The following is a 24,845-nucleotide window of genomic DNA, read 5'->3' as shown; positions in this document are numbered from 1 at the left end:
CCTTGCATCTCACTGGAAGTAGTGCATTTGTAAACACCGGAGACCACCTCTGACTGACGAGCTTCAGCCCGCGCCACAGTCCGCCGACGTCCAGCGGGCCGATGCAGATACCGGCTTCCCCTCCCGCGATTTCCGTGAGACTCGCCGCCATATCGTCTTCACTGTCAGCCTGTTGGTGCTGATGGGACTCTTCTGGAAGATCCGCCACGTTCTGGGCATCGTCTATGTTTCGGGTCTCCTGGCCGTCGTCCTCAATCCGGTCGTCATGAAGATCAGCCGCGTCCAGATCCGCGGACGCAGCATGCCCAAACCCTTTGCCGTGGTCGCGCTTGTGGTGGGAATTGCGCTGGGATTGTTTCTTCTGTTCTGGTTCGGCTTACCGCCAGTTCTGAACGACTTCCGCAACTTCCTGTCCGATGCACCCGGACGCCTGCCTGTGCTGATGGCCCGCTTGCAGCGCATCCCCATGGCCGACAAGATCGGCCTCACCCACCTGAACGACCGCCTCGCCTCCACCATGGAGACCTTCGCGGGATACGTCTTCAGTTCCCTGCCGCTATGGGCAGAACATCTGCTGGACGTCCTCACCGCCTCCATCCTGTGCGTCTATTTCATTCTGGAAGGCCAGCAGGTGTACGACTACTTCCTTTCACTCGTCGTCCCCAAATCCCGCGTACGACTAGCCAACACGCTGCTCGTCGCGGAGGAGCGCGTCTCTCGCTGGCTGATCGGCCAGCTGATACTGATGCTCTTGGTGGCGATTTACAGCATCATCGCCTTCCGTATCCTCAACGTCCGCTACTTCCTGCTGCTCGGCGTCCTCATGGGATTGACCAACATCATCCCTGTGGCCGGCAATCTCGTGACCATCATCCTGGTGACCCTCATCGCCGCAGCCGACTCCTTCACCAAGGCGGGCCTCGTCATCGCCGCCTACCTCATCTACATCCAGCTTGAAAACGCCTTCCTGATCCCCCGCATCATGAAGTCCAGCGTGGACCTGATGGGCGTTACCGTCCTCATTTCGCTGCTCGTCGGCACCGCCATCAGCGGCATCCCCGGCGCCCTTGTCGCCGTGCCCACCGCTGCCATCGTGGTCGTCTTCGCGAATGAATACCTCGTCCAGCATGAAGACCCCAACCGCCTCTCCGTGCTCGATTAGCGACAGTCACGGTCTACCACTGCGATATCCTTAACAGTGGAACCCAAATGGTCACTGCAGCATCCATATCGGCCACGCAGAGTGCTCGTCGCAGCACCCTCTTCGCCGACTATAAGGAGCTGGTAAAGCCGCGCGTCACCCTCATGGTGATGATTACCGCAGCAGCGGGTTTCTACCTCGGCTGCCTGCGTTCCGGCATCAGCCCCTTCAACACGCAATTCCTCGAAGCCATGATCGGTATGGCCGTGGTCACCGCGGGGTCCGGCACGCTGAACCAGGTCATCGAGCGCCGGACCGACGCCATGATGCCGCGCACCGCCAGCCGTCCTATGGCTGCAGAACGCATCTCCTTCGCGCACGGCCTCATTCTGGGCATGCTCTGCATCGTGCTGGGCTCGGCGTTTCTCGCCGTCACGACGAATCTCATCACCAGCATGCTCACGCTGCTCACGGCCATCAGCTACGTCGCAATCTATACGCCGCTGAAGCGCATCAGCATGGTCGCCACCTTCGTGGGTGCATTCCCCGGCGCACTGCCTCCACTCATCGGCTGGACCGCCGCTCGCGGATTCATCGAGTGGCCCGCCGTCGCGCTGTTCGCCATCCTCTTCGTATGGCAGTTCCCTCACTTTGAAGCCATCGGCTGGCTCTATCGCGCCGACTACGCCAAGGCAGGCATCCGTGTCACGGCCGTCGCCAAACCCGGCGGCGTCGCCACCGCCGCACAGGCGCTCTTCTACGCGGTTGTGATGATCCCGGTCAGCCTGTGGCCCGTCTACCTCGGCACCGCTGGCTGGATCTACGGCGTCATCGCTATCGTTCTAGGCCTTGCCTACCTCTGGTACACGCTGAAGTTCGTTCGCATCACGCGCGATCTGCCACCCGCGGAATCCCGCAAGATCGCTCGTGACCTGCTCAAGATCAGCGTCATTTACCTTCCGCTTCTGCTGGCCGCCATGATGCTCAACGCGCAGGGCCGCATCTTCTTTTAACCGAGGCTCCATGACTGCCAACACGCAAACCATTCCCGAGCAGGAACGCATCAAGACGCCGCCGTCCATCATCGCGACCATCCTTGGCGTCTCTGCCGTGGCAAGCCTCTTCCTTTTCTGGCTGGTCTACTATCACGCTCCCGCCGACACCAACCACACCAAGCTTCTCTTCCTGCCCTCACTGAACGCCGTCTTCAACGGCCTCAGCGCCATCGCGCTCGTCATCGGCTTTGCGTACGTGAAACAGCGCAAGATCAAGCAGCACCGCGCCGCAATGTTCACGGCGTTCATCTTCTCCACGCTGTTTCTGGTCAGCTACATCCTGAACCACGCATTGCATGGTGAATACCGCTTGCCCATCGCGCACACCGGCCTGCTCTGGAACACTTACTGGCCCATGCTGCTGTCGCACATCGTACTCAGCGTCGTTGCGCTGCCCATGATCCTGATCACGTTCTTCCTGTCGCTCACGCAGCGCTTCCCGCAGCATAAGAAACTTGCGCGCTGGACCTTCCCCATCTGGCTCTACGTCTCCGTCACCGGCGTTCTGGTCGCTGTCATTCAGGCGGTCGTTCACGGATGAGTACTCCTGCAACCAAAGGCCGCACCCGCCCGGACACCCGCGCCATTCTCCGCGTCTCCACCATCATTGAAAGCGTCGGCATCCTCTGCGCCCTTGGCGTATGGATCAGCGGTGGCATGACCGTTCACGGGCCCAAGAACAACTTCGGCTGGCTGGTATTGATCATCGCCCTCGGCTGCATCCCAACCGGCACGTTTTTCCTGCTGCTGGGCATCGCCAAATGGTTCGGCGACCGCAACCGCACCGACTAGTAAAATCAAGCAGTGACCGCAGCACGTAAGAAACCCGCAGCAACGAAGAAGCCCACCGCCGAGTATCTGGAGTCCCCCGAAGCCATCGCCGCCGTCGATGACATCCTGGGAGCCATCGGCCTCACCCACGGCACCCGCGCCACCCGCCGCAACACGTGGAACGAAGGCGCACGCCGTCTCGTGGGCAAAAAGGCAGACCTCGCCCAAAAAGCCGCCGTCACTCCCAAGGAAAACCCCAAGCCACTCTTCGCAGAAAACCTCAGTGCTGCTGAATCGCTCGTACACGGCTTCTCCACGCGCACCGGCGGCGTCACCCGCGTCTATCGCCCGCATCTGCCCAAGAATCTGGGCGACCTGAACCTCGGCTTTACCGCGCATGACGAACCGGAAAACGTCCGCACCAACCGCACGCGCTACCTGAAGAGCATCAAGGCCAGCCGCTTCCACAGCTTCGGCATGCTCCACCAGTTTCACTCGCCCATCGTGCGCACCATCGCATCGTCGACAGAAGCGACCGATGACTTCCTTGCACCCGCAAAGCACAAGGCCGACGCCATGCTCACCGACGTCCCCGGCGTTCTGCTCACGGTGCAAATTGCCGATTGTGTCCCGGTCCTCGTCTTCGACCCCAAGCGTCGCGCCATCGGTGCCTTCCATGCAGGCTGGCGAGGCACACTCGCACGTATCGTCGAACGCGGCATCGGCACCATGCGCCGCCAGTACGGCAGCGACCCCGCAGACCTCATCGCAGCCATCGGCCCATCCATCGGCCCCGGCAGCTACTCCGTCAGCGAAGACATCCGTTACGAGTTCTCATCGCAATTCGCCTACGTCGACACGCTCTTCAAAGACGTCTACGACCTCGGCCCCATCCGCGAGAAGTATCCGAACCTCTTCCTCACGGCACGCGCACCCGGCCACTCACCACTCGGCCCGCTGCTTCACCTGAATCTGTGGGAGGCTAACCGCCGCCAACTCATGGACGCAGGCCTGAAGGAAAAGAACATCAGCGTGCTCGAAGAAGACACCGCAGCCGATACCGGCCGCTTCTTCTCTCACCGCGCAGAAGACGGCTTCACAGGCCGCATGATGGCCTCCATCGGCATGTCAAAGTAGCTTTCAAAAACACACGTGCGCGGAGTTCCATGGTTCACACGGAACTTCGCGCATTTTGCTTTTTAAGAAGAATTACAGCTCGAACGTATCGTCGTCCGTGTGCTCTTTGATCAAGCGTTCCGTGAGCACATCCAGATCTTCGCCCGTCTTCGGCAGCACAAATTTTCCTTCCGCCCAATCCAGCTTGAAGCTGGTCGAGAGCGCGGAAATCCAAATCTGTCGCACCGGTGTGTTCGGAGTGAACACAAACTTCGCCTTGGGCGCGTCGAAGATGATGTTCAACACGCCATTGTTCTCTTCCGTCTCATAGCCGCCCAGGTCTTCGCCATCAATCAGGCGCTGCTTAAGCTGTTCGAGAGCCGTATCGGAATCACGTCGAAAGGTCTGTTCATCCACCATGGTGAAAACAGTCTACGACGAGACCTTTCCACAAAGCAGAAAGCGGAGCCCGAAGGCCCCGCTAACTCGCAAACTGACGCACCCACTTAGAACGGGATATCGTCGTCCGTAATGCCTTCATTGGCAAAGTCGTTCTGCGGTGTGCGCTGATCGAAGCTGGTGGTATTGCCGTAATTTCCGCCGCCCTGGCTGTAACCGCCGCTGCTGCGACCGCCAGAATACTGGCCACCGCCTTCACCACCGGCGCGTCCACCCAGGAGCGACATGTCATTCACAATGATCTCGGTACGGTACTTCTTCTGGCCGCTTTCCTTGTCGTCCCAGGAACGCGTCTGGATCTTGCCCTCAATGTAGAGCTGCGATCCCTTTTTCACGTAGTCGCGAACAATCTCCGCCGTGCGGCCAAACGCAATCAGGTTGTGCCACTCGGTCTTATCCACCCAGTTGCCAGTCTGGTCCTTCTGACGATCGGCCGTAGCCAACGTGAAGTTTGCCACCACGGTGCCGCCTTGGGTCGCCCGCATCTCCGGGTCTTTGCCTACATTTCCCAGCAGAATTACCTTATTTACGCCCTTAGCCATTACACCGCTCCGTTCCCTTTTGCTATCGACCGAGTATAAAGGAAACCCGCGCCCCGCCGCTCCCGGTACCATGGCTTAGAAATGCCTGCGCACGTCATCACACCGGAATCCCTGCACCAACGCGCCGGACGCATCTGCGTCGCTGTCTCCAGCCCGGAAATGTTCTCGCTCGCCGAACAGACGCTTCCGGACTGCCGTTTCCTCGAGTTCCGTCTCGATTCCGTGCCCGACCCCGCAGCGCAACTGCCGCAACTACGCAAGTTCCTCGCTGAACATCCTGAAGTGACGGCCGTAGCCACCTGTCGTCGCCAGCCCTACGGCGGAGGCTTCCAGGGCACCGCGCAGCAGCAAATCGACATCCTCGCAGAAGCCGCAGCAGCAGGCTGCCAGCTCGTCGACATCGAGACGGAAACCGCCGAAGAACTCGGCATCGCAGCGCTCGACACGCTCCGCGCCAACGGCGCCGCAGTCATCCTCTCCTGGCACGACTTCCAGGGCACACCCGCGCTCGCGCCCGAACTCGATCGCATGGCCCCCTTCGCGCCGGACTTCCGCAAGATTGTCCCCACCGCGACAACCATCACGGAAGCTCTGCAACTCATCGACCTGCTCGAAACCCACGGCACCGATGGCCGACTCATCGCCATGAGCATGGGCTTCCGCGGCACACTCACACGCGTCCTCGGCCCACGCTTCGGCTCACTCTTCACCTTCGCCTCGCCGGAAGGCAACGCAGGCACCGCGCCCGGTCAGGTCAGCATCTCCACGCTGCAAGAGCTCTACCGCGCAGAGTCCATCACACCGGAAACCGCGATCTACGCAGTAGCAGGCCTGCCCATCACGGGCTCGCTCTCACCGTGCATGCACAACACCGCGTTCCGTACGGCAAAGCGCAACGCGGTATACATCCCGCTTGAAACCGACATCCCCGCAGAACTCCTCGCAGTGGTCGATCGCCTCAACATCCGCGGCCTCAGCGTCACCATGCCGCTTAAGGAAACCATCCTGCCGCACCTCGCAATCAGCGACACCGCAGTGCAGCAGATGCAGACCAGCAACACCCTCGTGAAAACCACCGAAGGCTTCGCCGGATACAACACCGACGTCCCCGGCATCGTTGGTCCATTGCAACGTGTACTTCCCCTCGAGGGCGCAAAGATTCTCATCCTCGGCGCAGGTGGAGCAGCACGCGCTGCCGTCTTCGGCCTCCGCGATGCAGGCGCACACGTCTACCTGCTGAACCGCACCCACGCACGAGCAGAAGCCCTCGCAACAGAAGCCGGCGTCCACGCCATTCGCCGCGAAGACCTCGCCGCACACACCTTCGACGCCATCATCAACAGCACGCCCTACGGCATGAAGAATCAGGCGATGGAAGCGCCCATCGCCGCAGACGAAATGCGCGGCAAAGTCTTCTTCGACCTCGTCTACAACCCAATCGAAACACCGCTACTGCAACTCGCGCAGCACAACGGTCTGTACGTCATCCCCGGCGTGGAGATGTTCGTGGAACAAGGCGTCCGTCAATTCACGTTATGGACAGGCGAACCCGCCCCGCGCGAAGCCATGCAATGGGCCGTTGTCGAAGCCCTTTCGTAACCACAAAGCCGCTCATTTCAATCGAAGCTCGACCACCCGAAGCGTCCAGAACAGTACGAAGCACCTTGCCCGCACCGTATTGCTCCGAATAGAGTCAAACGCGTATGCGTCTTCTTCGCGTGTTGATTGCCCTGCTCGCCGTTGCCGGAACGGTCGTCTCCATCCTTGCCCTGCGCGTCCACATGATGGACCCCAACGCCGCGCCACCCTGCGCCGTCACAGAGCAGTGGGACTGCGGCACCGTCAACCACTCGCGCTTCGCCGTCTTCCCCGCGCGCGGCTTCGATGAAGACCCCAACAGCAAGGGCCATATCCCCGTCGCCACCATCGGCATCATCGGCTACGTTCTGATCGCCATCCTCGCGCTCCTGGGCCGCGACTTCCTCACCTTTGAAGCCGCACAGATCGGCTGCTTCTGCGCACTGATCCTCACCTATCTTGAAAAGTATGTGATTGAGAAGTGGTGCATCTACTGCGTCTGGTCGCAGAGCATCATCGCAGCCATCGTTCTGCTCTCCGCACTGAACTTCTGGATCGCCAATCGCGACAAAGCGCGTACCGGGCTCCACATTCGCGCCATCTAAACGCATCAAAGAAGCGTATGGGCTGGCTCGACATCATTCCGTTATTGCAAAAGGTCGTGCCATTGCTGGCGCGCGGCGTTCCCATGCTCGAAGTCTTCGTCAACTCTCGCGGCAATGCACGCGAAGAGATGCGCGCCTCCTTCGATCAATTCACCACGCAGGTACGCGACGACATCACATCGCACAACGCCGAACTATCCGACGCGCTAGCCGCCAATACCGAACGCCTCGGCCATCTCTCGTCTGACGTAGCGCGCCTACGGTCCATCACCGAGGCACAGGCAACGCAGATCACAGCCACAAAACAACAGATGAACGCGATGGCAGCGAAGATGCGGCTGCTGGTAGTGCTCATTTCTATCCTCGTGGTGTTGTGCATCTGCCTGTTGGTGCTCTACGGCTCGTTGATCCATCTGCTCGGCAGCCACGCATGATCCCGCAGCCCATCACCGGCTTCCATCAGGACGAAGAAGGCCACTGGATCGCCGACCTCGCCTGCGGCCACACGCAGCACGTCCGCCACGATCCGCCCTGGCAATCCCGCCCCTGGACACAGACAGAAGAAGGCCGCCAGTCCATGCTGGGCCACACCCTTCTCTGCAAGCTCTGTGAGCAAGCGGTAAACTAAAAAGCATGGGAATCACGCGGCAACAGGCCCTTGACTGCTTCGCTTCAGACGACCTTATCGGCATCGGCATGGAAGCCGACGCAGTGCGCCGCCGCCTGCATCCCGAAGGTGTGGTCAGCTACATCATCGACCGCAACATCAACTACACCAATTTCTGCACGGAATACTGCACCTTCTGCGCGTTCTATCGTCCGCTGAAGGGCAAGCTCGCCAGCGAAGGATACATCCTCGACTTCGACACCATCTACGACAAGATTCGCGAAACAGAAGAGATGGGCGGCACCGGCGTGCTGATGCAGGGCGGCATTCACCCTGACCTGAAGATCGACTGGTTTGAGAAGCTGTTCACCGGCATCAAGACGCGCTTCCCCAACATCTGGCTGCACTGCCTCTCCGCCAGCGAAATCCTCGCCATTGCGGAGTACAGCGAAATCAGCCTGCGCGACACCATCATGCGTCTGCGCGATGCAGGTCTGCAGTCCATCCCCGGTGGTGGCGCTGAGATTCTTGACGACGATGTCCGCAAGCGCATCGCACGCCTCAAGTGCCGCACAGAAGACTGGGTCAGCGTCCATCGCACGGCACACTCGCTCGGCATGCGCACCACCGCCACCATGATGTTCGGTGTGGGTGAAACCATGGAGCAGCGCGTGAACCACTTCGAAGTGGTACGCCAGCTTCAGGAAGAAACCGGTGGCTTCACCGCATTTATCCCCTGGAGCTTCCAGCCGCACAACACCGCCCTCGGTGGTCGCGGATGGGACGAAGCTACGAGCGTCGAATATCTGAAGACTCTCGCCATCAGCCGCATGTACCTGGACAACATCAACAACGTGCAAAGTTCGTGGGTCACGCAGGGCCTGAAGGTGCTGCAGATGGGCCTCCGCTTCGGCGGCAACGATGTTGGTTCCGTCATGCTGGAAGAAAACGTGGTCAAGGCGGCAGGCACCGCCAACTGCACCACGGAAGAGGAGCTTCGCCGCATCATCCGCGGAGCAGGCTTCAAACCAGTGCAGCGCGACACCCTCTACACCACTTACTTCCTGAATTAATCCGATTCAGATGCCCAGGTGAAAACCCACCTGGGCATCATGCATTTTGGGCGATGAAAATGCTCAAAGCACCCCCATCCCGAAAATCCGTGGGTTTATCCCTCCAGAAGCATCTAAATTCTCAGGAAGCCAAAATGGCGCACGGAGCGTCCCACAACTAAATCGAAACAAGCGTGTTTCTGACATACGCACGGCTTTACTTACAGGAGTTCAGTGATCCCTATGAAACGGTCCTTTTATCTTCATGGCCTCTGTGCTGCAGCGGTGGCTCTGTCAGCGATTTCGCTTGCTCCAACCGCCTTGGCTGCAGGCCCATCGACACCGGACACCCCAAAATCCCTCACGCCAGCTCCCCTCTTCAATCCCAATGCTGTCAGCGTCTCCTCAGACGACTTCCACTACCAGCCTTCCGGCATCAGCAGCAGCTCAGATGATGCGATTGCAGCGGCAGATCCCTCCGCGTCGTTGCACTTTGACACCGGCACACAGCCGCCTCCGGGACGCCGCTCGTACGGACGTTCGCGCTATCAGGACCACCTGCACAATGCTGATGGTTCGACAAAAATCGCCTTCATGGCAGGCGCTGGCATGACCGTCCCCACCGGCGACACGGCAAAGTACTACACCCCTAGCTGGACGGTTGCTTTCGGTGGTGGATGGAACTTCAACCGCATGTTCGGCGTCCTCGGCGAGTTCCACTATGACCGCATGGGCGTCACCGGCGGAGCCATCAACTACGAGTACAACAACGTACTGAACTACATTGAGCAATACGGTTACGGCCCGAACGACCTAGCCGGTTTCGACGCCAATGCGCACGTGCTTTCGTTGACGGTGAACCCCATCGTCAACTTCTCGGATCCGCGCAGCAAGATGGGCGCTTACGTGACAGGCGGTGGTGGCTGGTATCGCAAGAGCACCAACTTCACGCTGCCCACCGCGCAAACAGGTTGCAATTACTACTATTGCCAGACCTTCTACAGCACATACAACTTCGATTCGTATAGCGCCAACGCCTTCGGCTGGAACGTCGGCTTCGGTCTCACCTACAAACTCAGCGAGTTTTCCAGCGAACGCCTCTTCGTAGACGCGCGCTACCACTGGGTGCCCATCAAGGATGAAGGCTTCGCGCAGGATCCCTTCTTCCCCTTCAACCGTCGTCACACCGGCTACATCCCGGTTACCTTCGGTCTCCGCTTCTAACTCGTTCCTCTAACTTCGCAGGCCCCGTCTGAGTCCAACAGACGGGGCTTCGTATTTTTGTAATCCACTAAGGTGTTCCCCGCCAGATTCCCCACATCGTCCAACGCACCGCTTTCCACCGCATCCCATCCGTTAGCCTGAAATCAGTCCAATTCTTCTGGAGTTCTGTTGTCGCGTCGCCGTTCTGCTTCCCTCTGCCTTGCTCTTGTCGCCGTCACCAGCTCACTTCAGGGCTGCAAATACTTTCGCCACCAGGAAGAAAAGCAGAAGAAGGCACAGGCTGCAGCCGTAGCCAAGGCGCAGAAGAAGCCCAAGCCCGAACCACTCGGGCCGCCCATCGAGACCGCGAACGACTACGCCTACCGCATCTTCCAGCGCACCGCCTCCACCGGCATGATCGCTGTCGTCGTCCGTGGCGATGAAACATGGATGGCGGGCTACGGACACGTCTCCCCCGCAAACCACGACACCCCACAAGCTGACACCCTCTTCCGCCTCTGCTCCATCTCCAAGATCCTCGCGACGGACCTGCTCTCCAAGCTCGTCGCCATGAAAAAGGTGTCGCTCGACGACCCGCTGCAGAAGTTCGCTCCGCAGAACGTGACTGTACCCACCATGACAGCGCGCGGCCCCGCTGATCGCCCGGTTGAGTTGATCGATCTCGCCACACACACCGCAGGCATGCCGCGCGAAATTGCATACCCACCGCAGGGCGCAGCACACTTCACCTTCCCGGACTTCGACTACCGCTGGCAGTGGCTGCCGCAGTACCGCATGCGTTCGCAGCCCGGAACCGCTGCGCATTACTCCAACATCGGCTTTGATCTTCTGGGTGACGCCGTCGCCTCCGCCAGCGGCATGAGCTACCTCCAGTTCTTCCAGCAGCAGACAGCACAGCCGCTGGGCCTGAAAGACACCACCCTCACGCCCACACCGGACGAATGCAGCCGCCTGATGGGGGGCATGCACGAACCCATCGAATGCACGGACACGCAGGCCGCAGCAGGCTCCGGAGGCATGTACTCCACCGCGCAGGACATGGCGAAGATGTTGCGCTACTTCCTCAACCTGCCTGGGGTCCCCGTCCACGCCAACGAACTCGCCACGCAAACCGTCATCGACCCCGCCAACCTCCACAGCATTCAGGGTCTCGGACACGCAGGTCTGCCCGACGGTCTCGGCCTCGGCTGGATCGAAATCAACAAGGACTACGGTCCCTCGCGCATCGTGCAGAAGACCGGTGGCGGCGCAGGCTTCCAGACCTACATCGCACTCAATCCCGCACGTCACGTAGGCGTTTTCTTCGCACGTACCGATGGCCGACGCCCCGCTGGCAACATGTTCCGCGAAGCCAACGACATGCTCCTGGCCATGGTGAACCTGCCTCCTGTGCCGGAAGACATGAACGACCCCGAGCGTGAACTCACTGCTGAGGAACTCCGCGAGGCCAACGCAAAACTTCGCGGCATCCGCCACGGCAAAGCCTCCGCCAAGACAACAAAGTCCGCGAAGCCAACACACGCCGCTGCAGCAGCAAAGCCAGCCGCAAAACCGGCCAAGTCGACAACGGCCAAGCGAACCACCGCCAGCACTGGAAGCGCAAAACCAAAGCCGCACACCGTCCATCACAAACAGCGGTAAATAACTACCCAAAACTCGGGTGCCTCACGTCTCGCTCCTGAGACGTGGGGCCAGCTTCGCAACGCGAAGCTCATACGAACGAAGTTCGTCCACGCGCAGCGTGGAGAACCATACGAAGTACACTGATACTCCATGCGTTCCGGCCAGACCACCCCCGAAATGGAACCGAGCCTGGCCGAAGCCTCTGAGCTGAAGCGCAACACCGCGCTGCGCAGTGTCCTGGCCGCCAGCGGCATCACGCTGCTGAAGATCATCACCGGCCTCTCCACCGGCTCGCTCGGCATGCTCAGCGAGGCAGCGCACTCCGCCATCGATCTCGTCGCCTCCTGCCTCACACTCTTCAGCCTTCGACTCTCCGACCGCCCGGCCGACGAGGACCACACCTACGGCCACGGCCGCGTGGAAAGCCTGTCGGCCTTCATCGAAACCGGCTTCATGCTCGCCTCGTCCATCTGGATCGTCTACGAGGCAATCCACCGCATCCTGCGCTACGCCCACGGCCAGAGCCTCGATCTGGAAGCCTCCATCTGGCCCGTCGTCGTCCTGCTGCTCTCCATCGCGGTCGACTACACACGCTCGCGCGCCCTCGCCAAAGTCGCCAAGGAAGCCCACTCCCAGGCCCTCGAAGCCGAAGCCCTGCACTTCGGCACGGACATCTGGTCCGGCACCGCGGTCCTCATTGGCCTGCTCGCAGCCTTCCTCGGCAAACGCCTCGGCATCCCCGCGCTGGAACTTGCCGACCCCATCGCCGCGCTCGTCGTCTCGCTCATCATCCTGAAAGTCACGTACACTCTCGCGCGCGAAACAGTCGACGCCCTGCTCGACGCCACCACCCCGGAGATGCGCAAGCAACTCGTTGACGCCATCCGCAACGTCGAAGGCGTGGCTTCAGTGAACAACCTCCGCATGCGACGCGCCGGCACACGCTACTTCGCCGACGTCGCCATCGGCATTCGTCGCAACACCACCCTCCAGCGCTCGCAGCAGATCGTCGCCACCGCCACCGAAGCCGTGCAGAAAACCATGCCCGGCACCGACGTCGTGATCCGCACCATTCCCTACGCGGGCCGCAGCGAAAGCGTCTTTGACCGCGTCCGCGCCGTAGCCCTGCGCAACAACCTCTCCATCCACGACGTCTCCGTGCAGGACGTCGAAGGCGGCCTAGCCGTCGAACTCCATCTCGAACTCCCCGAGCACATGCCACTCCGCGACGCACATGACACCGTCACCCGCGTCGAGTCGGAGATGAAGCAGGAAGTCCCCGAAATCCGCTCCGTCATCACGCACATCGAGTCAGAAGAAAGCACCATCGAACCCGCCGTCCGCCTGCAGCACGACCGCGACCTGGAAGACGCCGTCCGCCGCGCCGCCGAAGGCTTCCCTGAGGTTCTCGATGTCCATAACATCGTCACCCTCCGCAGCGGCGACCATCTCCAAATGAGCTGCCACTGCTCCATGGACGACGACCTGCCCATGGGCATCGTCCACCGCGTCATCACGCAGATGGAAGCCGCCTTCCTCCGCGAGCGCCCTGAGGTCGACCGCCTCCTCATCCACCCCGAACCAGCCACGGACAACGACCGCTAGCTCGCGTTTGAGACGCACGACCAGGCTTCGCAACGCGAAGCTCATACGAACGCAGTTCGTCCACGCGTAGCGTCGAGAACGGTACGAAGTACTAAGATACCCACAGTGAAGATTCGCATCCGCTACCACGACAACTCAGGCGAAGTCTCCGCATGGGCCGCGCGTTCCTTCCGCATCGGCACCACCGTCCTCGCCATGTCCACCGTAGCGCTGTTCTCCGCGCTCATCACCATGCGCCTCGCTATTCACACCGGCGAAGTGGAAACGCCCAGCCTCACCGGCATGACACTTGAAGAAGCTGCGAACGCCTCCAACAATCGCAAGCTCAACCTCACCGTGGAGAACCGTTTCTACTCCACCACCGTTCCCGCCGGACGCGTCCTCTCGCAATCGCCCGCCGCCGGAGCCACCGTCCGCAAGGGTTGGCACATGCGCATCACCGAAAGCCTCGGCCCCCAGCGCGCCACCATTCCTGACACAGTGGGCATGAACGAGCACGACGCAGGCATGGCAATCCGCCGCGCCTCGCTCGATCCCGGAGCAATGGCCCACATTCCCTCACCCGGCCTATCCGACACCGTACTCGCGCAAACCCCACCGGCCAATGCCGAGGGCGTCGATAAACCCGAAGTCAGCCTCCTGCTCACCGAGCCGTACACCGCGCAACCCAAGGCATGGGTCATGCCCAACCTCGTCGGCATGAGCTACTCCGCTGCCTCCGCAAAAATGCGCGAGATCGAACTCCGCGTCTACGCCATCGTCCCGATACCCGCGCCTCCCGCATCGGCCGACCCAAGCATCCCCGCGCCGCCACCCGTCCCCATGGCCCCGGCAGGCTACGTCCTCTCGCAAACGCCAACCGCAGGCGCCCGAGTCACCGCAGCAGACATAGCCAAGGTCAAAATGAGCGCAGCAGCCGCCATCTCCGACCCCACGACGCTCATCACAGCAACGCCCGCAGCGAACGCGACCCCACCCGCAGTGAAGCCACGTTAGCCTCGAGCACTCCTACCTGAGCCCGTCTGCAAAGGCCTCAATCGTAGTCGGCCCATAGAACTTCTCCGTGTCAGGATTCCCAAAGTGAATCCAGCCTGAGTTAAAACTCTTCACCATCTCGATATACAAACCGGTCCGATCCGCAGGCGTACCCATTGCCTCCAAGACACCCTGCCACGCCACCTCGGGGAGTGCCACGCCCTTCACCTCACGCCCCAGCGCCTTACCGAACGCAGCAGCAACCTCGTACAGATCCGTTCCGCCCTTCGGCCCATCCACCTCAAGCACGCGCTCTCCGTTCCAGCTTTCCTGCAACACCTGCGCACCCACCAGCCCAATGTCACGCGTAGCCACCAGCGGAAACTTGCGATCCAGAGGCGTATAGAAGAACGGCATCTCGCCTGTCGCACGGATGTGATCCAACGCACCCATCCAGTTCTCCATGAAGCTGCCCGCACGCAGATAAGCAACGGGAATCTGTAGCGTGCGCATCGCCTCTTCCATCAGGTGCGTCGACGTAATCAACCCCAAACCACTCGGCTGCTCCGAACCAATCGACGAGAGAAACACCGCCTTGCCCGGCTTCGCTTGCTCCAACGCATCATGAATCGCAGCAATCGTGCGCTTCTGGTCAGGCAATGCAGGATCAGGCGCAAAGTCCGGCGGAATCATCGCAAACACACCCTCGGCTCCCACAAATGCCTTCGCCAATCCCTGCGCGTCGTCATACGCAGACTGCACCAACTCCACACCCTTTTCAGCCCACGCGTTGGCCTTTTCCACATTGCGAACAACGCCGCGCACCTTCTTGCCCGCCACCAACAGATTCTCCGCAACCGCTCCGCCAACCCTGCCCGTAATTCCCATCACCGTGAACATGTCCGCTCACCTCCTATGCAAGTAGATACTTGTATTCCAAGAATGGATGCAAGTTTTTACTTACGTTTGCAAATTCTGCGAAAATCACAACGTGGCAGTCTTTGACCCCAACCGGAAACGAAACGCGCGCGGCGAACAACGTCAGCAGGAACTGCTACATGCAGCCGCCACCGTCTTCGCACGCCTTGGTTATCACGAGACCACCACCAACGCCATCGCTGCGGAAGCAGGCGTCTCCCCCGCCACGCTCTATCAGTTCTTTCCCAATAAAGACGCCATCGCCAGCGCGCTCACTGCGTCATACGCGCGCGAAATGGCCGACGCAGAACGCGCACTCGACCCGGAATTTTCCTTAGACTTCCACGAAGCCATCCACGCTCTGCTCGACCTCTGCATGCGCTACAACCGCGAGAAGCCAGAGTTCCACACGCTGGTCCTGAACGCACCGCTCTCCGATGACGCACGCCACGAAAAACACCAGCTAGGCCAGGTCTTCGTAGACTTCATCGCAGAGCGCCTGCATCGTGCACAACCCAACCTGTCCCGCGCAGAACGCACACATCACGCCCAGATAGCACTACTCATCTTCCGCGGCATCCTCGACGAACTCACCACAGCCACACGCACCACACGCCCACGCCTCCAACAAGCCATGCACGACGCGGTGCTCCGTTACCTCGAACCCCTGCTACCCACAAGCAAACGCAACAAAAACTGACCGATAAGGCACCAGCAACACTAAGCTCATCGCGCGAGGCAAGAACACGCGAAGCGTCGAGAACGGTACGAAGTACCTAATTCGAACTAGGCCGTTCGATACTGTCGATAATCCAGATCTTCGAAGGCATCTTCTCGCGATCCACCTTCAATCCCACCGCATGCAAATCCCAAGGCATAGGCGCATCCACTTGTGTGGTCGAATCGCCCTCCGCAGGTTGCTCGGCCAGGCGACGCAACACAAACCTATATCTGCCTTGCAATCCTGTCCGGTCCTCCACCTGGTACTTAGAACTGACAGTGAGCCAGTTCGCAAGAACAGACATGGAAGTGTTGTAAAACGTCCATGTCTGATCGTCATTCTGCTTGGTGTAGACAAACCTTGCCCCATCCAGCAGTTGGCTTCCCGCCCCACCAGCCGGCACGGTGGAATCTTCCACCAACGCGGGCGACTTCGCACCAATGTGCAGGGCGAGCCCATCCACCTTCGTTTCCACACCATGGATGCGTAAGTTGCAACGCTCCGCCAACACCTGTTGCAGCATATGTTGCAACACCGGGGCCGTTCGGAAGATATTCTGATTCAGGTTGTGCCACGCAGCAACATCCGCGGCAGCCAGTTTCGCGCGGATGTCATAACGTTCACTCCCACCCCACGAAGGCACACCCTTCAATTCCTCCAGATGTTTGAAAAAGGGCGCATCGGCATACGCAACCAGCAGCGTCGTTTCGATTGGAAATCCTATGGCCTCATAGCCATCCGGCGTGATGTAGAGATGCTGCTCCTTTGGGCTTGCACTCGATAGTCGGATCGAGACCACATCAAATTTCAGAGATTTGGCATCATCGACTGCATTGTTCACTTGGGACACAGCAGAAGTCCCCATGAAAAAACAAAGAATTCCCCCAAGTAAGGGAACAAGCACTGAGCGTGACGCTATTCTCATCGAACTTCACCTGCATGAAGATGGCGAATCATTAGCTGGCGAAAAAATAACATAGGAACCGGATCATGGCTATGTAGTATTCGTTACAGCAAGCGTCTTGCTCCCCATTTGCCACCCGATCAACGTTACGCCGCTGCCTTCGCCCTCCTGTCAACAACCCAAGAAAATCAAACGCACCTGCCTCACTTCGCCGACTTCGCGGTGTCACGCACCAGTTTGGCGAACGGCTCAACAATCCGTTCCCGATCACGTCTCCAGGCCATCGCTATATCCCAACGAGCCTCTGTCTTCCGAACAGGATGAAAGGCCACACCGGGAACCCGCATACGTCGAGCAGTCGAAGGAACAAGACTCACACCAAGTCCCGCACGCACCAGGCTCAACACTGTGAATAGTTCCTTCGCTTCTTGAACCACGTTCGGCTGAAATCCAGCCAACGCACAAAGGCTCAAAGCATGGCTGTGGTACGTTGCGGAAGTCGATCTGCCAATCAACACAAACGGCTCGTCACGCAGGTCACGTAACGAAGCTGTGGCGGCATGCTTGCCAGAAGCAGCGACTGCAATAAGCAATTCTTCTCGAAGCACCACGAGCGTCTTCATCTTGCTGTGCCGTACTGGCATACGAACAAACCCAAGATCAATCGAGCCTTCCAGTAGCGCATCCATCTGCGCGCGACTACTCATGTCCTGCATCTCCAAACGCATCTTCGGAAACGCAGCACGATACGCAATCACCGACTGCGGCAACAGATCGCTCAACGTCGCAATACCAAACCCAATCCGAAGCGTACCAACTTCTCCTGTGCTCGCCTCACGCGCAAAGCCCTCAAAGCTGGCGCCTGCACGAACAAGCTCTGCTGCTCTTTCGAGTAAAACCGTCCCAGCAGAGGTAAGGCTCACCTGCCCGGTCGTCCGCGTAAACAGCGAAACAGCAAGCTCACTCTCAAGTCGCTGTATCTGTTTCGTTAGAGTCGGTTGCGCAACATAAAGACGCTTCGCTGCTCTTCCAAAATGCAGTTCCTCTGCAAGAACAACGAACGATCGCAGTGCATCCAGATTCACGCTCATTCCCAAAAGCTATCAAGATGTGACGAATAATTCATCATCAGAACGAGCCCTGTTGCCCCTCTAATAAAAGCATGAGCCGTACCGCAAAATGGGCAATCGCTTCCCTCTTCCTGGCCGATGGCATTGGATTCGGCGTTTGGGCGGCACATGTTCCCGTGATTCAGACAAACCTGCACCTGGACACCGCCGGACTCTCGTTCATCCTGCTGAGCCTCGTCGCCGGGTCGATCCTGTCCATGCCGCTCGCCGGATTCTTCATCACAAAGTTCAGTAGCCGCGCCACGGTACGGGTCGCAGCCGCATGCTACATCCTCGCCATCGCGCTACTCGCCGCCTTCAAATCGCATTGGGCATTCATGTTGGGAGCGGGCCTATTTGGCGCATCCAAAGGCGCACTCGATGTTTCAGTAAATGCACAGGCACTTGCCGTAGAGGCACATGAGCAACGCTCATGCATCAACTTTTGCCAGGGCTGCTGGAGCGTCGGGGGCCTCTTCGGTTCCGGAATCTCCAGCGTCCTGCTGCATCACCACTTCACAGCCAGCACCGACCTCTTCCTCTGCGCCGCCGTCCTCTTCCTCGTCTGCCTTCCGTCATTCAAAGGCGGCCTGGTCGCGGATCCGTTCTCTCCCAAACAAGAATCGGGCGGTTCGCGCTTTGACCCGTATCTCATCAAACTCGCCATACTCGCCTTCTTCGGCCTCTTCGCCGAGGGCTCGGTGGGCGACTGGGCCGCGGTCTATCTCCACCTAAACATCGGCACCACCCTCTCCTGGGCGGCCGCAGGCTACGCCGGATACGCCATCTGCATGGCAGCGTCACGCTTCACCGGCGGCTGGCTTCTCGCGCGCTTTTCTGAGGCCAACGTGCTCTTCGGCAGCGGCGTCCTCGTCGCAATCGGCTTCAGCACCTTCCTGCTCGCGCCCACGTGGCCACTAGGCTTTGCAGGTCTGGGACTCACAGGCGTGGGTATGGCCAACATCGTCCCCATCGTCATCAAGGCATCGGAACGATCCACCCGCATGAGCGCAGGCGCAGCCATCTCCATGGTCTCCACCGTCGGCTACTTCGGTCTGCTAGCCGGGCCACCACTCATCGGCTGGGTAGCGCACGCCACCACCCTGCGCTTCGCCCTAATCCTCATCATCACCGCCGGCCTCATCGTGGCAGCGGGTCCGCGCTTCACAAAATTCTCCACCGAGGAGTCGTCGGAGCGCACAGCAAACCCCGCTAGATCCAACCAGCAGGAAGCAAACCTCGTATCCTGAAACGAGCGTGAAATCACAGAACCAACCCGCCATCTCCCCCGCCCGCGACGCCGCCATCCAGATCCTCTATCGCGTCATGTCCAGCGCGGCGCACTCTGACGACCTGCTGCACTCCCCCGCCGTCAACCGCCTCTCCCCAGAAGACCGCAACCTCACCACCGCGCTCGTCCTCGGCGTCCTCCGTTGGCAGTCGCAACTCGACGCCGTCATGCGCCCCATGCTGCAGCGCCCCGACGCGGAACTCCACCCCGCCGCCCTGCTCGCCCTTCGCCTCGGCATCTTCCAGCTGCTGCACATGGACCGCATCCCGCCGCACGCCGCCATCAACGAAAGCGTGGAAATGGCGCGAGACAACGGGGCACCCCACGCCGCCGGCATGGTCAACGCGATCCTTCGCCGCGTCCAGCGCGAAAAGGAATCCCCCAAACGCACGCCGCTGATCGTCACCATGACACCCGAAGAGCAGGCGCACCCTGAGTGGCTGATAACCCGCTGGCGCAAAAACTTCGGCACCGCCGCCACCCGACGCATCGCCACCTACGACCAGCAGGAGCCACCCTCCGGCCAGCTCTACACCCCGGAAGAAGGCCTGCCGCAGATCGACGACGGCTCACGCGCCATCGCCGAAATCACTGCCGCCGCCGTCCCCAACCCCAAGCGAATCCTCGACTGCTGCGCTGCCCCCGGCGGCAAAACCGCCGTGCTGGCCATCCGCCATCCGCAGGCAGAAATCATCGCCTGCGACATCAGCCCCAAGCGCCTCGAAGCCATGCGCAAACGCATGGACCGCTCCGAATCCACCAAGCACGTGAAGACGCTCCTGGCCGACATGACCGCCCCTCCAGCCGAGCTGCAAGCCGGAAAATTCGACCTCATCCTCTGCGACGCACCGTGCAGCGGAACCGGGACTCTATCCCGTAACCCCGAGATTCGGCACAGGTTAAGACAAAGCGACCTACCCCGCCAGGCAGACCGTCAAAAGGCCATCCTGAACCAGGCCCTGCTGCTACTGGCACCCGGCGGACGACTGATCTACTCCACCTGCTCTCTGGAACCAGAAGAAAACCTCGAAGTCGTAAACGCGGTAACCACCGGATCCCACCGCACCATCGACCTCACATCCCTGCTTCCCCAGTCCGTCTCAGCGGCAGCAATCGATGGCACACTTCGAACGCTCCCCGGCACCCAGCCCTGCGACGGCTTCTTCGCCGCCCTGCTGGAGACAAGCCCCGCTGAATAAGGAAATCCACCCACGCGGGGACAAGGACAAATACACACGGAAAATGAATCGGCCACTTATCCCATAAGTTGTCTTATGGACATAAGTGGCCGCATGAAATCTTCCGCAATTAACTTACGGCAGATCATTCATCCTGATAACTTCCCGCGTGAGATTAATAACTACCCAATTACAGGTAAAACTCCCGCGTAATTAAATTGGGCCGCCGAATTTCTACGGCGACCCAACTTAGGTTATTGGTAAGCTCCCATCGACGGGGTGGTACCACGCTGATTTCCAATAATGTCGACTGCAGACATCTTGGAGGAAGTTCCTGCCGACTTACCAGCTGAGCTCGACTGCAGAGCGAAGTTGGTGGTGGATACAAAGCTCGGTGCAGTTGTTACCGGTCGTGAATCGAACGACGGAGCAGCTCCAGCACCGGACCACAGGTTGTTCGTACCCGTTACACCTGCGCTCTTCGGCTGAATGTAAGGCTGTGCCGAAGAAGGCTGAACACAGATGTTGTTGGTCAAGTTGATGCCTGCTCCGGCATAGACCACACCAAAGCATCCATTCTGGTTGCCAGTCGTGTATGCACCCGCATCCACAACCGTATTGTTATAGATCTGCACCGTACCGCTGGTTGAAGCCGGAGGATCAGAGTTGATAGCAATACCGGCTTCGTTCGCCACACCGTAGGGGTTAGAGGCAATCGCAACGTGAGAGACAACGTTGTTATAGATCTCAACCGTTCCTAGCGAAGGATCAACCGATGCGAGCTGGATGCCATCGCAGTATCCACCCGTGATGTTGTTGTCATGCACGTGCAGGTCATACTGGTTGCCACCTGTCGTCGCATGGAACATAATGCTGCGGCAGTAGCCCTTGAAGTTCTGACCAATCGTGTTCCAGCCCACATCTGCGTGGTTCGCGTTCGAAGAGAAGTAGACAGCATGGTAAGTCTTGTCTACGTTTCCGCCGGTATCGTGAACATTGTTTCCCTGGAATGCCCAGGTGTCAGAAGTGGTGGTGGTTTCAGCAAGAACACATGCCGTTCCGCCAAGACCCGAAGGAGGAGCAGGGCACGAAAGGCTGTTGTTGATGATGCGGATGTTGCCAGCCTCTGCATCAATCGCAGAGCTCTGACCAACAATGTTGAGGTTAGCAATGGTGATGTACTTGCCCCATCCCTTGACACCGTTCGAAATGCTGGTGCTGCCAACATTCACAGTACCGCCAGGGTAGCCAACAATCGAGAGCTGGCTGGTTGTCGACTTACCGCCAAGATCCGTTGAAATTGCAGCGTTGTATCCGCGACCATCATCCATGCTGACGTTCGCTCCCGGCATCAGATAGATCACGGTGTTCTGCGAAGGAGAAGAAGAGTCCTTGGACGTTACAGAGTTAAAGGCTGCGCGCCACGTCTTGAACGGAGCTGCGAAGCTGCCATCGTTTGTATCCACGCCATTGGGCGATACGAAAACGATCGTCGTCGGCGTAACAGTGAACGGAGAGCCGTTGGATGCAAGTCCGTTCGCAGTCACAACAATGTTGCCGGTCTTTGCTGCTGATCCAAGCTGAGCAACAATAACCGTGTCACTCCACGAGCACAGGGTGCAGTTGGTTACAAGGTATCCACCGAGTGTTACGGTGCTTGATCCCTGCGATGCTCCGAAATGGCTACCGAAGATGCGGACATACACGCCGTTTCCGTTGTCACCGCCCGTGCCTGCGCCAACGTTAAGATCCGTGTAGTTAATGTGCGGCGCGCCAGTTGTGGAACTACCACCAGAGGGCTGCGATGCAGTCACTGCAACAGATGTCGATGCGGTCTTGCTCGTGCTTCCGTTGCTGGCAACCAGCGAATACGAAGTGGTCGCTGTTGGCGAAACACTCATCGAGCCGGACGTAGCTACAGCCGTACCGTTAAGCGTTACGGATGTCGCAGACGTCGTGCTCCAGGTAAGAGTCGAGCTCTGACCTGAAGTGATCGAAGTAGGCGAAGCTGTAATAGTTGCGGTTGGTGTCGCTGCTGAAGTTACTGCAACGGATGTCGTCGCAGTCTTGCTCGTGCTTCCGTTGCTGGCAACCAGCGAATACGAAGTGGTCGCTGTTGGCGAAACACTCATCGAGCCGGAAGTAGCTACAGCCGTACCGTTAAGCGTTACAGATGTCGCAGATGTCGTGCTCCAGGTAAGAGTTGATTTCGAACCTGAAGTGATCGAGGTTGGCGAAGCTGTAATGGTTGCTGTTGGTGTCGCTGCCGGTGCCGTGACTGACACAGAAGTTGTAGCAGTCTTGCTTGAGCTTCCGTTCTTGGCAACGAGCGAATATGTCGTAGTCGATGTTGGGGAAACAGTTTTCGAACCTGACGAAGCGACCGTAGCACCATTAAGTGTCACAGACGTAGCCGATGTCGTGCTCCAGGTAAGCGTTGAGCTTTTGCCCGACGTAATAGAGGTAGGTGAGGCACTAATACTCGCCGATACATAGGACCCATGTCCCGAATGGCGCTGTGCAGATATACCCTGGCCGCCGCCAATGAGTATAGACACACCGATGCATAAAGCTGCTAGACGACTTCTGTGAACTGTCAAACTGAATTACTCCAGGGGGAGATACATTACTTGCCCGGGTAATTGCATTTCGGTGGCCGCAAATGACCTGAATATTTTGTGTGTGGTATGAGCAACTTAGAAGCATCAAAGAGAAGGCGCGGAAAAATTCTGCGCAGTTATCGGTAACTTCTTCCGGAGAATCCTGCCTAATTAAGGTTTTTGCCGATAAGTCAACTTTCCGCGCAAGGGATAAAACATCAAAATATGACTCCGAAAACTCAATAATTGAGTGTGAACAAAATTAATTGCAAAAAATGCGATCTTATCCATGAGCGATTATGTCGATCGCGTGAACATATAACCGCCTCGCCAGAAGCAACCATTTGGATTAATTAACCGCACAATAACCTCATCTTTTTTCACCAGATGATAGCGAGATAAAAACGAACTTCCATCGCGAGGGAGTCGACCTGATCAAAAGCAGGTTGTCGGCTCAAAGAGACGCGAAACGGGAGAATCGAAACGGGAAGCGGCAGTCAGAAGCATCGAAGGCCCCCTCCCCAGATCGGACAGAAACCAGCGACTAACCTGGCCGGGGACATGGTGGGACCGAGCCCGATCCAAATGCTGTCAAGCCCTGAATCGCACAACCGCCACAAAACAGGATGGTTCCAGCTGGCATGGTATTTAGCTCAAACAGCTACAATAAGAAATAGACAGTTAGGGCCGCGCATAGCGCGGCCCTAACTCTTTTAGAAAGACGATTTTGCCTCTAACCCCAATGGATAGACGATTTTACAGCCACCAACGCCGTAACCCCAATAGAAAGACGATTTTAGAGAAATGGGGGGGGAGGGGGGTGGGGTAGCCCGTTTACCCGCCGAGCAATTCGCCACTCTTCAATTGAAATCCGCGCAGGAAGTCGGCCGCAGGCATCCGCTTCTTCCCCTCAAGCTGCACTTCATCGAAAACGATGGCAGAACCCGAACCGCAGGCCACTTCCATCGCTCCATCGCGGATCGTCAAAGTTCCGGGAGCCGTAACGCTATGCTCCTCAACAACGTGCATTCCGTGCACAATCAGCTTCTTACCGCGAAGAGCGGTGAAAGCTCCTGGCCAGGGCTGGAAGCCACGGAACCGCTGATCGATCTCACGAGAGGTGAGACTGAAGTCGATACGTGCATCGTCCCGCGTCAGGAGCGGCGCAAGGGTCGCCAGCGAATCGTCCTGCTCCTCCGGCGTGATGGTTCCCGCTTCCAGTCCGGCAAGCGTCTCCACCATCAGCTCCGCACCAATCTGCGCCAGCGATACGAACAGCTCCGGCGAAGTGGTCGTATCGGTAACAGGAATAGACCGCTTCAGCAGCATCGGTCCGGTATCGAGCCCTGCGTTGAGCAGCATCGTCGTCACGCCGGTCTCCGCATCGCCCGCCGCAATCGCCCACTGAATAGGCGCAGCGCCTCGCCAGCGCGGCAACAGCGAACCATGCCCGTTCAGGCAGCCATACTTAGGCAAGTCCAGCATCCACTGTGGGATGATGCGGCCATAGGCGACCACGATGATGGCATCGGGCGCAATGGCTTCCAGCGAGGAGCGAAGCGCCTGGTTGGTCTTGAGCTTCTCCGGCTGCAGTACCGGGATACCGTGCGCCGTAGCCGCCACCTTCACCGGCGTGGGATTCACCTCACCACTCCGCCCCACCGGCTTATCCGGCTGCGACAGCACCAGCTCCACCCCATGCCCCGCCCCAATCAACGCCTCAAGCGTCGGAACAGCAAAAACAGGAGTGCCGCAAAAGACCAGCTTCATG

25 protein-coding genes are annotated in these 24,845 nt (G+C 59.1%); 18 read left to right on the top strand and 7 right to left on the bottom strand.

What is annotated here, in order from left to right; translation table 11 throughout:
* The first annotated feature begins 25 nt into the window (after positions 1-25).
* Genes BLT38_RS03435 through pgeF form a run of 5 tightly spaced genes read left to right on the top strand, consistent with a single transcriptional unit; the run spans position 26 to position 4,104 of the window.
* A complete protein-coding gene (locus tag BLT38_RS03435; protein WP_419865768.1) occupies positions 26-1,162 on the top strand; it encodes an AI-2E family transporter in 1,137 nt (378 codons plus the stop codon).
* 47 nt (positions 1,163-1,209) lie between these two features.
* Positions 1,210-2,154: a heme o synthase gene (gene cyoE / locus BLT38_RS03430; RefSeq protein ID WP_083343926.1), complete on the top strand. Its 945-nt coding sequence runs from the start codon at positions 1,210-1,212 to the stop codon at positions 2,152-2,154.
* A 10-nt stretch (positions 2,155-2,164) separates the two neighbouring features.
* Positions 2,165-2,737, top strand: a complete 573-nt coding sequence (locus tag BLT38_RS03425; protein ID WP_083343925.1) for a DUF420 domain-containing protein — start codon at positions 2,165-2,167, stop codon at positions 2,735-2,737.
* A complete protein-coding gene (locus BLT38_RS03420) occupies positions 2,734-2,988 on the top strand; it encodes a hypothetical protein (protein WP_083343924.1) in 255 nt (84 codons plus the stop codon). The genes BLT38_RS03425 and BLT38_RS03420 overlap by 4 nt, the downstream gene beginning before the upstream one ends.
* A 12-nt stretch (positions 2,989-3,000) precedes the next feature.
* The gene (gene pgeF, locus BLT38_RS03415; RefSeq protein ID WP_231966712.1) at positions 3,001-4,104 is read left to right on the top strand and encodes a peptidoglycan editing factor PgeF; all 1,104 of its coding nucleotides are present in this window, start codon (positions 3,001-3,003) and stop codon (positions 4,102-4,104) included.
* A gap of 72 nt (positions 4,105-4,176) precedes the next feature.
* Here pgeF and cyaY read toward each other — a convergent pair whose 3' ends face one another.
* Both cyaY and BLT38_RS03405 read right to left on the bottom strand, forming a co-directional pair.
* Complete coding sequence (gene cyaY, locus BLT38_RS03410) at positions 4,177-4,503, bottom strand: iron donor protein CyaY (protein WP_083343923.1); 327 nt, start codon at positions 4,501-4,503, stop codon at positions 4,177-4,179.
* An 86-nt stretch (positions 4,504-4,589) separates the two neighbouring features.
* Positions 4,590-5,084, bottom strand: coding sequence for a single-stranded DNA-binding protein (locus BLT38_RS03405; protein ID WP_083343922.1), 495 nt, complete (start codon positions 5,082-5,084; stop codon positions 4,590-4,592).
* 81 nt (positions 5,085-5,165) lie between these two features.
* Between BLT38_RS03405 and aroE the strand changes: the two genes are divergently transcribed.
* From aroE to BLT38_RS03360, 9 genes are all read left to right on the top strand, one after another.
* Positions 5,166-6,683, top strand: coding sequence for a shikimate dehydrogenase (gene aroE, locus BLT38_RS03400; protein ID WP_083343921.1), 1,518 nt, complete (start codon positions 5,166-5,168; stop codon positions 6,681-6,683).
* A gap of 104 nt (positions 6,684-6,787) precedes the next feature.
* Entirely contained in the window at positions 6,788-7,267 is a 480-nt protein-coding gene (locus BLT38_RS03395) for a vitamin K epoxide reductase family protein (RefSeq protein WP_083343920.1), read from the top strand.
* Positions 7,268-7,284: 17 nt separating this feature from the next.
* A complete protein-coding gene (locus tag BLT38_RS03390) occupies positions 7,285-7,701 on the top strand; it encodes a hypothetical protein (protein ID WP_083343919.1) in 417 nt (138 codons plus the stop codon).
* Positions 7,698-7,895: a DUF3565 domain-containing protein gene (locus tag BLT38_RS03385; protein WP_197674922.1), complete on the top strand. Its 198-nt coding sequence runs from the start codon at positions 7,698-7,700 to the stop codon at positions 7,893-7,895. The genes BLT38_RS03390 and BLT38_RS03385 overlap by 4 nt, the downstream gene beginning before the upstream one ends.
* Positions 7,896-7,900: 5 nt before the next feature.
* Entirely contained in the window at positions 7,901-8,947 is a 1,047-nt protein-coding gene (gene mqnC, locus BLT38_RS03380) for a cyclic dehypoxanthinyl futalosine synthase (protein WP_083343918.1), read from the top strand.
* 222 nt (positions 8,948-9,169) lie between these two features.
* Complete coding sequence (locus tag BLT38_RS03375) at positions 9,170-10,150, top strand: outer membrane beta-barrel protein (RefSeq protein WP_083343917.1); 981 nt, start codon at positions 9,170-9,172, stop codon at positions 10,148-10,150.
* Positions 10,151-10,318: 168 nt separating this feature from the next.
* Positions 10,319-11,791 (top strand): D-alanyl-D-alanine-carboxypeptidase/endopeptidase AmpH, encoded by a 1,473-nt coding sequence (gene ampH, locus BLT38_RS03370; protein WP_172838130.1) that lies wholly within the window; start codon positions 10,319-10,321, stop codon positions 11,789-11,791.
* 132 nt (positions 11,792-11,923) lie between these two features.
* Positions 11,924-13,378: a cation-efflux pump gene (locus BLT38_RS03365; protein ID WP_231966711.1), complete on the top strand. Its 1,455-nt coding sequence runs from the start codon at positions 11,924-11,926 to the stop codon at positions 13,376-13,378.
* A 105-nt stretch (positions 13,379-13,483) separates the two neighbouring features.
* Positions 13,484-14,374, top strand: a complete 891-nt coding sequence (locus BLT38_RS03360) for a PASTA domain-containing protein (protein WP_083343915.1) — start codon at positions 13,484-13,486, stop codon at positions 14,372-14,374.
* Between the two features lie 12 nt (positions 14,375-14,386).
* Here the strand turns inward: BLT38_RS03360 and BLT38_RS03355 are convergent, their stop codons facing one another.
* Positions 14,387-15,253, bottom strand: coding sequence for an NmrA family NAD(P)-binding protein (locus tag BLT38_RS03355; protein WP_083343914.1), 867 nt, complete (start codon positions 15,251-15,253; stop codon positions 14,387-14,389).
* Between the two features lie 91 nt (positions 15,254-15,344).
* On the opposite strand from BLT38_RS03355, the gene BLT38_RS03350 reads away from it, so the two are divergent.
* Positions 15,345-15,971, top strand: a complete 627-nt coding sequence (locus BLT38_RS03350; protein ID WP_231966710.1) for a TetR/AcrR family transcriptional regulator — start codon at positions 15,345-15,347, stop codon at positions 15,969-15,971.
* A gap of 76 nt (positions 15,972-16,047) precedes the next feature.
* On the opposite strand, the gene BLT38_RS03345 is transcribed toward BLT38_RS03350, so the two are convergent.
* Complete coding sequence (locus BLT38_RS03345; protein WP_231966709.1) at positions 16,048-16,842, bottom strand: TIGR03435 family protein; 795 nt, start codon at positions 16,840-16,842, stop codon at positions 16,048-16,050.
* A gap of 257 nt (positions 16,843-17,099) precedes the next feature.
* Entirely contained in the window at positions 17,100-17,987 is an 888-nt protein-coding gene (locus tag BLT38_RS03340) for a LysR family transcriptional regulator (protein ID WP_083343911.1), read from the bottom strand.
* 71 nt (positions 17,988-18,058) lie between these two features.
* Between BLT38_RS03340 and BLT38_RS03335 the strand changes: the two genes are divergently transcribed.
* Both BLT38_RS03335 and BLT38_RS03330 read left to right on the top strand, forming a co-directional pair.
* Positions 18,059-19,255 carry an MFS transporter gene (locus tag BLT38_RS03335; protein ID WP_083343910.1) on the top strand — a complete coding sequence of 399 codons (1,197 nt, stop codon included), beginning with the start codon at positions 18,059-18,061 and terminating at the stop codon, positions 19,253-19,255.
* 7 nt (positions 19,256-19,262) lie between these two features.
* Complete coding sequence (locus BLT38_RS03330; protein ID WP_231966708.1) at positions 19,263-20,495, top strand: transcription antitermination factor NusB; 1,233 nt, start codon at positions 19,263-19,265, stop codon at positions 20,493-20,495.
* A gap of 233 nt (positions 20,496-20,728) precedes the next feature.
* Here BLT38_RS03330 and BLT38_RS03325 read toward each other — a convergent pair whose 3' ends face one another.
* Positions 20,729-22,375, bottom strand: a complete 1,647-nt coding sequence (locus BLT38_RS03325; RefSeq protein ID WP_197674921.1) for an IPT/TIG domain-containing protein — start codon at positions 22,373-22,375, stop codon at positions 20,729-20,731.
* A gap of 88 nt (positions 22,376-22,463) precedes the next feature.
* On the opposite strand from BLT38_RS03325, the gene BLT38_RS03320 reads away from it, so the two are divergent.
* On the top strand, positions 22,464-22,970 hold the full coding sequence (locus BLT38_RS03320) for a hypothetical protein (protein ID WP_172838086.1): 507 nt from the start codon (positions 22,464-22,466) through the stop codon (positions 22,968-22,970).
* Between the two features lie 938 nt (positions 22,971-23,908).
* Here the strand turns inward: BLT38_RS03320 and fmt are convergent.
* The gene (gene fmt, locus BLT38_RS03315) at positions 23,909-24,844 is read right to left on the bottom strand and encodes a methionyl-tRNA formyltransferase (protein ID WP_083343908.1); all 936 of its coding nucleotides are present in this window, start codon (positions 24,842-24,844) and stop codon (positions 23,909-23,911) included.
* Position 24,845: the final 1 nt, after the last annotated feature.

This window comes from Terriglobus roseus, from assembly GCF_900102185.1.
In the GTDB taxonomy this organism is placed as follows: Bacteria; Acidobacteriota; Terriglobia; order Terriglobales; family Acidobacteriaceae; genus Terriglobus; species Terriglobus roseus_A.
Note: the sequence above shows the minus strand (reverse complement) of the source record. Positions and strands in the feature narration are given on the sequence as shown.